Origin of the sequence: Ilyobacter sp. (assembly GCF_041583315.1) — a bacterium.
In the GTDB taxonomy this organism is placed as follows: Bacteria; Fusobacteriota; Fusobacteriia; order Fusobacteriales; family Fusobacteriaceae; genus Ilyobacter.
On the sequence record NZ_JBFHGC010000150.1, the window covers coordinates 1 to 5,456 of the forward strand.

The 5,456-nt window shown below is 39.2% G+C and carries 5 protein-coding genes; all 5 read right to left on the reverse strand.

Annotated features, from left to right (window positions below):
• Window positions 1-1,036, reverse strand: a 1,036-nt coding sequence (locus ABZA26_RS06655) for a 2Fe-2S iron-sulfur cluster-binding protein (RefSeq protein WP_372713739.1), incomplete at its 3' end; no start/stop codon positions are given.
• 19 nt (window positions 1,037-1,055) lie between these two features.
• Window positions 1,056-2,432: a dihydropyrimidinase gene (gene hydA / locus ABZA26_RS06660; RefSeq protein WP_372713740.1), complete on the reverse strand. Its 1,377-nt coding sequence runs from the start codon at window positions 2,430-2,432 to the stop codon at window positions 1,056-1,058.
• A gap of 10 nt (window positions 2,433-2,442) precedes the next feature.
• On the reverse strand, window positions 2,443-3,543 hold the full coding sequence (locus ABZA26_RS06665; protein WP_372713741.1) for a 4Fe-4S binding protein: 1,101 nt from the start codon (window positions 3,541-3,543) through the stop codon (window positions 2,443-2,445).
• A gap of 57 nt (window positions 3,544-3,600) precedes the next feature.
• Window positions 3,601-4,929 (reverse strand): putative aminohydrolase SsnA, encoded by a 1,329-nt coding sequence (gene ssnA, locus ABZA26_RS06670; RefSeq protein WP_372713742.1) that lies wholly within the window; start codon window positions 4,927-4,929, stop codon window positions 3,601-3,603.
• Between the two features lie 9 nt (window positions 4,930-4,938).
• The coding region (locus ABZA26_RS06675) for an amidohydrolase family protein (protein WP_372713743.1) at window positions 4,939-5,456 on the reverse strand (518 nt) is incomplete at its 5' end.

Genomic DNA, 5,456 nt, shown 5'->3' on the forward strand with positions numbered 1-5,456 from the left:
CTAAATATGCATGTTCTGTGGCAGGGGTATTATAAATATGAGTTACTACGTGCTTTGAATCAGCTATCGCCTTTTCTACGTTTCCCCTGCTCAATGTTTCATGAAATAAGAGATTCCCCTTTTCATGAATTTTTTGTGCACATTCTTTTTTTGCATCCTCTATACTCAAAACAGGAGTTAGCTCATCATACTCTATCTTCACGGCCTTTTTAGCCGCCTCTAGAGTTTCCTTATCCTTGGCTGCCACCAGTGCTATGGCGTCTCCTCTATACCTGGTGATCTTCCCCACTGGGATCAATGCATCCCAGTCTGAGATAAAAGAAAGGTGACCGATATTATTAATTCCAGGGACATCTTCTGCCGTTAATACTTTAAGAACCCCTTCCATAGCCTCAGCTTCACTCACATCTATGGACAATACCCTTGCTCTGGGATATTCTGACCTTACAGCACCTCCATAATACATTCCATCTATTTTTATATCCTCTGCATAGATTCCTTCCCCTATTGCTTTAGCAGGTCCGTCGATTCTATGCACATGTTCTCCTACCATCCCTTTGCATTCTCTTTTGGGGATTATTCTCTCTGTCCTCAGTATCTCTGCAGCAAGCTCAATAGCTTCCTCTATTTTCACATATCCGGTGCATCTGCAGATATTCCCTGTTAAGCTCTTTTTTATCTCGTCTTTAGTTGGGTTCAGAGTTTTTAAAAATAAAGCCGTGGCACTCATAACCATACCTGGAATGCAGAAACCACACTGAACGGCTCCCACTTCTGTGAAAGCATATGCGAAGACATCCCTTTTTCTTTGAGATAATCCCTCTAAAGTAGTTATTTTTTTCCCCTTTAATTTATCTGTCTTAAGAACGCATGCTTTCATAGCTTTTCCATCTACAAGAACGGTACATGTCCCGCATGCACCTTCTTCACATCCGTTTTTGGCAGCCTTCAAATTAAGATCATCTCTTAAATATTTTAATAAGTTTTTGACTTTATCTGTCTTAGTAAGTTTTTCATTTACAATAATTTCATACATATTCAGCCCCCCGGCTTTCTCAAAATATAGTCTTTCTCTTTAAGTATCTCCCCCTACCCTTTTGTCCTAGAAATTTATTATTTTTTACTATTATTTCTCCCCTTGAGATAGTCATAATAGGATATCCTTTTAATTCCATCCCTTCATATAGTGTATAATCTACATTTTCGTGGAGGTTTTCATGTTGTATTGTCACTTGTTTCTCAGGATCTATGACCATAAGGTCAGCATCTGCCCCTATAGATATAGAACCTTTTTTAGGATACAGTCCAAATAATTTGGCTGGTGCCGTACTCACAATATCAACAAATTTATTTATGCTTATCCTATTTTTACCGACCCCCTCAGAAAACATAAGAGCTATTCTGGTTTCCACACCTGGTCCTCCATTTGGACATTTTGTAAAATCATCACTTCCAAGTTCTTTTTTTAATTTAAAATCAAAAGGACAGTGATCTGTTGCAACAGTTTGAATATCCCCTTGGGCTATTCCGTTCCAGAGCCTTTCATTATTGCCTTTTTCTCTGAGGGGCGGACTCATTATATATTTAAGGCCTCTATCTTGATCCTCAAGATACCTATCTTCATCTAAGAATAAATACTGAGGGCAAGTTTCAGCATAAATATTCCGTCCCTCGGCTTTTGCTTTTTTTATGACATCCAGGCCGTCACCCGAAGACAGGTGAACTATGTATAGAGGAGCATCACCAGCTTCTTTTGACATCTCTATCATTCTTTTTATAGCTTCCACCTCGGTTTTTACCGGTCTTGATTTGGCGTGATAAATGGCCTTGGTTTTTCCTTCGGAGGTGTATTTTTCTCTAAGTTCCAGTATCTCTTCATGCACTTCAGCATGAATGGTTGTCATAGCCCCTAGAGAGCTCAGCCTTTTCATGACAGCTTTGATTTCCTCATCCTGTAATTTGTTATCATAGGTCATATAAGCCTTAAATGAAGTTACTCCGTCTTGCACCATAGACTCCATTTCTTCTAATATTTCCTCATTTACATGCTGAATTACCCCGTGAAACCCATAATCAATTACTGCATCTTTTTCTGCATCTGCCTTGTACTTATTTAATTGATGGTGAAGTGTGCACTTATCAGGTCCAAATCCCATGTGATCTATTATTGTAGTGGTTCCCCCGCAGGCAGCTGCCACAGTCCCAGTATAAAAATCATCCTTTGCAACTGCTATCCCCACATCCAAATTAAAGTGTGTATGAACATCCACTCCACCTGGCATAACATATTTCCCCTCAAGGTCTACAACTTCCCCTTTATCTATTTCCAGGTTTTTTCCGATCTTAGATATCAGTCCGTATTCAATGAGGATATCCTCTTTGAATACTTTATCACTTGTTACTATAGTCCCGTTTTTTAGAAGAAGTTTCATTATAGACCTCCTATCTAGAGATGGTCATAGCATCCTTAGGACACTTAGACACACATACTCCACATCCAAAGCATTTATCGGCATCAATTACAGCAAGTTTATTTTCATTTATATTAATTGCATGGTATGGACAAAGGTTTGCACAGATTCCACAGCCAATACATTTTTCTTTTGATACTGTCGGTGGTGTAGTTACATAATTAGGAGCTGTTCTTTTCTCTAAATGTCTTCCTGCAATTCCTCTTATATCGTCTAAACTGCTGTATCCGTGATCATCCAACCATTTTTCAGTTTCTCTGACTATTCTTCCAAAGGCTTTAGGACCTTCAATAATTGCCTGTGTACATACCTGAACTGCTGTTGCACCGGCCATTATAAATTCAATTACATCTTCCCCTTTGATTATCCCGCCTACTGCAAAGACAGGAATCTCAACTGCTTTAGACAGTTCATATACCACCCTCATGGCAATAGGCTTGATGGCAGCTCCTGACATCCATCCGTATCCGTTTTTAGATCCCATGTGAGGTTTTCCCGTCTCAATATCGATAGAGAGACACGGCCCCACTGAGTTTATGGCCACCAGACCATCTGCACCATTTGCTTCTAGTTGCCTAGCTACCTCATCTAAGTTTTCTATTCCAGGTGAAACCTTCATAAATACAGGCTTGTCTGACAGTTCTTTTGCTGCTCTCAGCGTGCTTAGCATAGGAGTCAAATCTCTTCCTACATAGTGGCTCGAGATCTCATAGGCATCTGCAAATTTATCTACCATCGGAATTAGTTTTCTGATATCAGCTTCTACATATCCGAGTCCGATGATTACTGGCTCGTTTGCAGCCTTACATCTAGCATATTCATTTTCTACCCAGTGTTCAGGTGATTCTTCAGACCATAATTCAGTATTAAGAAAATGCTTTCCTTTAAAATCATGCATGCAAGGTTTGGGAATCTCAGCAGCCACAGATGAGATAGTCTTGGTAACCACTCCTGCTGCTCCGTTTTCCACGGCTCTCACACAAGTTTCAGCATCTTTTGACGGTGGACCTGCTGCCACAATTACAGGATTTTCATACTTTAATCCTGCAAAATTTACTTTTATATTTGCCATTAAAAATTCCCCCCTGATTCTTAATTCAACTATTATTTAAATCTGATAATTTTCTTTTTACATCCTATCCCACATCTGTTTTGCTACTTCTCTGGATTTATTTAAAATCATGCCCTCGTCTACTGATAGGATTTTCCTGTCTCTCATTATTATTTTCCCGTCAATGATGGTGGTATTTACACTTCTACCCATAAGTCCAAACAGTATATGGCTGTTATAGTTTGTTTCATTCATAGGTGTCAGAGGGTTATAATCAGCAATAATGATATCTGCTGCGGAACCTTCTGCTAATACTCCAATATTTCCGTCAAAATACTTTGATACAATTTTTCTGTTGTTTTCAAATAACATTTTAGGGGTCTCAACCCACGCTACAGAAGGATCTGCCTTTACATGTTTGTGGATAATATTGGCAACCTTCATAGATTCAAACATATCACTGGTATACCCGTCTGTTCCGAGCCCTACATTTATTCCCTTTGCCATTAGATCCAGGGCTGGGGAGCATCCCACAGAATTTCCCATATTGGATTCTGGATTATGTACCACCTGGGTATCTGTATTTTTAAGGATATCCATCTCTTTATCATTGACGTGAATACAGTGGACTGCTATTGTCTTTTCTCCCAAAACACCGTGTTCATTAAGTCTCTCCACTACTCTTTTGCCATACTTCTCAATTGAATCTTCAAGATCGTCTATGGCTTCTGACGTGTGTATGTGATAGCCGGCATCGAGACCTTCCATGGCTTTCACACATTTTTTCAATGATTCATCTGAGAGAGTGAAGGATGCGTGCATTCCAAACATTCCCTTTATCATATTTTGATTTTTTAGATTGTAGTGTTTTATAAAGTCGGTGTTTTCCTTTATCCCCTCATCTAATACATCCATACCATCTCTGTCTGACACCTCATAACAAAGGCAGGTTCTTATTCCTATTTTTTTAGCTGCCTCAGCTATTGTAAAGAGGCTGTTCTTTACTGACATGGGGCTTGCGTGATGGTCAAATACTGTTGTTACCCCGTTTTTTATGCTTTCTATATAGGTTGCAAGAGCACTGTATTTTATCTCTTCCAGATTTAGATTTTTATCTACTTTCCACCACAGATTTTCTAGGATATCCATAAAATTTTTAGGTGCAGGTCCGCTAGATGTCATTCCCCTGGCAAATGCACTATAAATATGGTGATGAGTATTTATCATACCAGGCATAATAAGCTGTCCCTTGGCATCGATAAACTCAGCATCTGGATACTTAGTTTTTATTTCCTCTGTGTTCCCTGTTTCAACTACTTTATTGCCTTTTACAGCAACAGCTCCGTTATGAAAAAAAGGATTTATTTGATCGTGAGTTATTAACCTTCCGTTTCCAACTACAAACATATCTCCTCCTCAACTTCTTTTAATTACCTTGCCTGCAAGGACTTTATTATAAATACCCTCTTCTATAACATGATGACCATTTATAAATACATTATCTATTCCTACTGGGAACTGCATAGGCTCGATATAGGTTCCTCTATCAGATACTGTTTCCATATCGATTATCAAGATGTCTGCATGCTTACCGACCTCTAAGCTACCTCTGTTTTTTATTCCCATTGCTTCCGCTGCTTTTTTTGTCATTTTATTTATTGCCTGCTCTACAGTCAATACCTTCTGCTCTCTTACATATCTTCCTAGTACTTTGGGAAAAGATCCGTATGCCCTTGGATGTGGCTTCCCTTCAGACATGAGCCCGTCAGTACACACGTTTTGCTCGGGTCTTTGCATGAATTTTATGATGTGTTCTTCCTTACCGTAAAAATCTACCATTCCAACTGCATTTTCTTCATCTCGTAAAAGATCAAAAGTTGCCTCTAATGGCTCCTGTCCCCTATACTTCCCCAGCTCCTCTAGATTCATTCCGA

Bases quoted from the DNA above. Each gene is read 5' to 3' on its own strand.
- ABZA26_RS06665 (WP_372713741.1), bottom strand. From the start codon at position 3,543: ATGGCAAATATAAAAGTAAATTTTGCAGGATTAAAGTATGAAAATCCT.
- hydA (WP_372713740.1), bottom strand. From the start codon at position 2,432: ATGAAACTTCTTCTAAAAAACGGGACTATAGTAACAAGTGATAAAGTA.
- ssnA (WP_372713742.1), bottom strand. From the start codon at position 4,929: ATGTTTGTAGTTGGAAACGGAAGGTTAATAACTCACGATCAAATAAAT.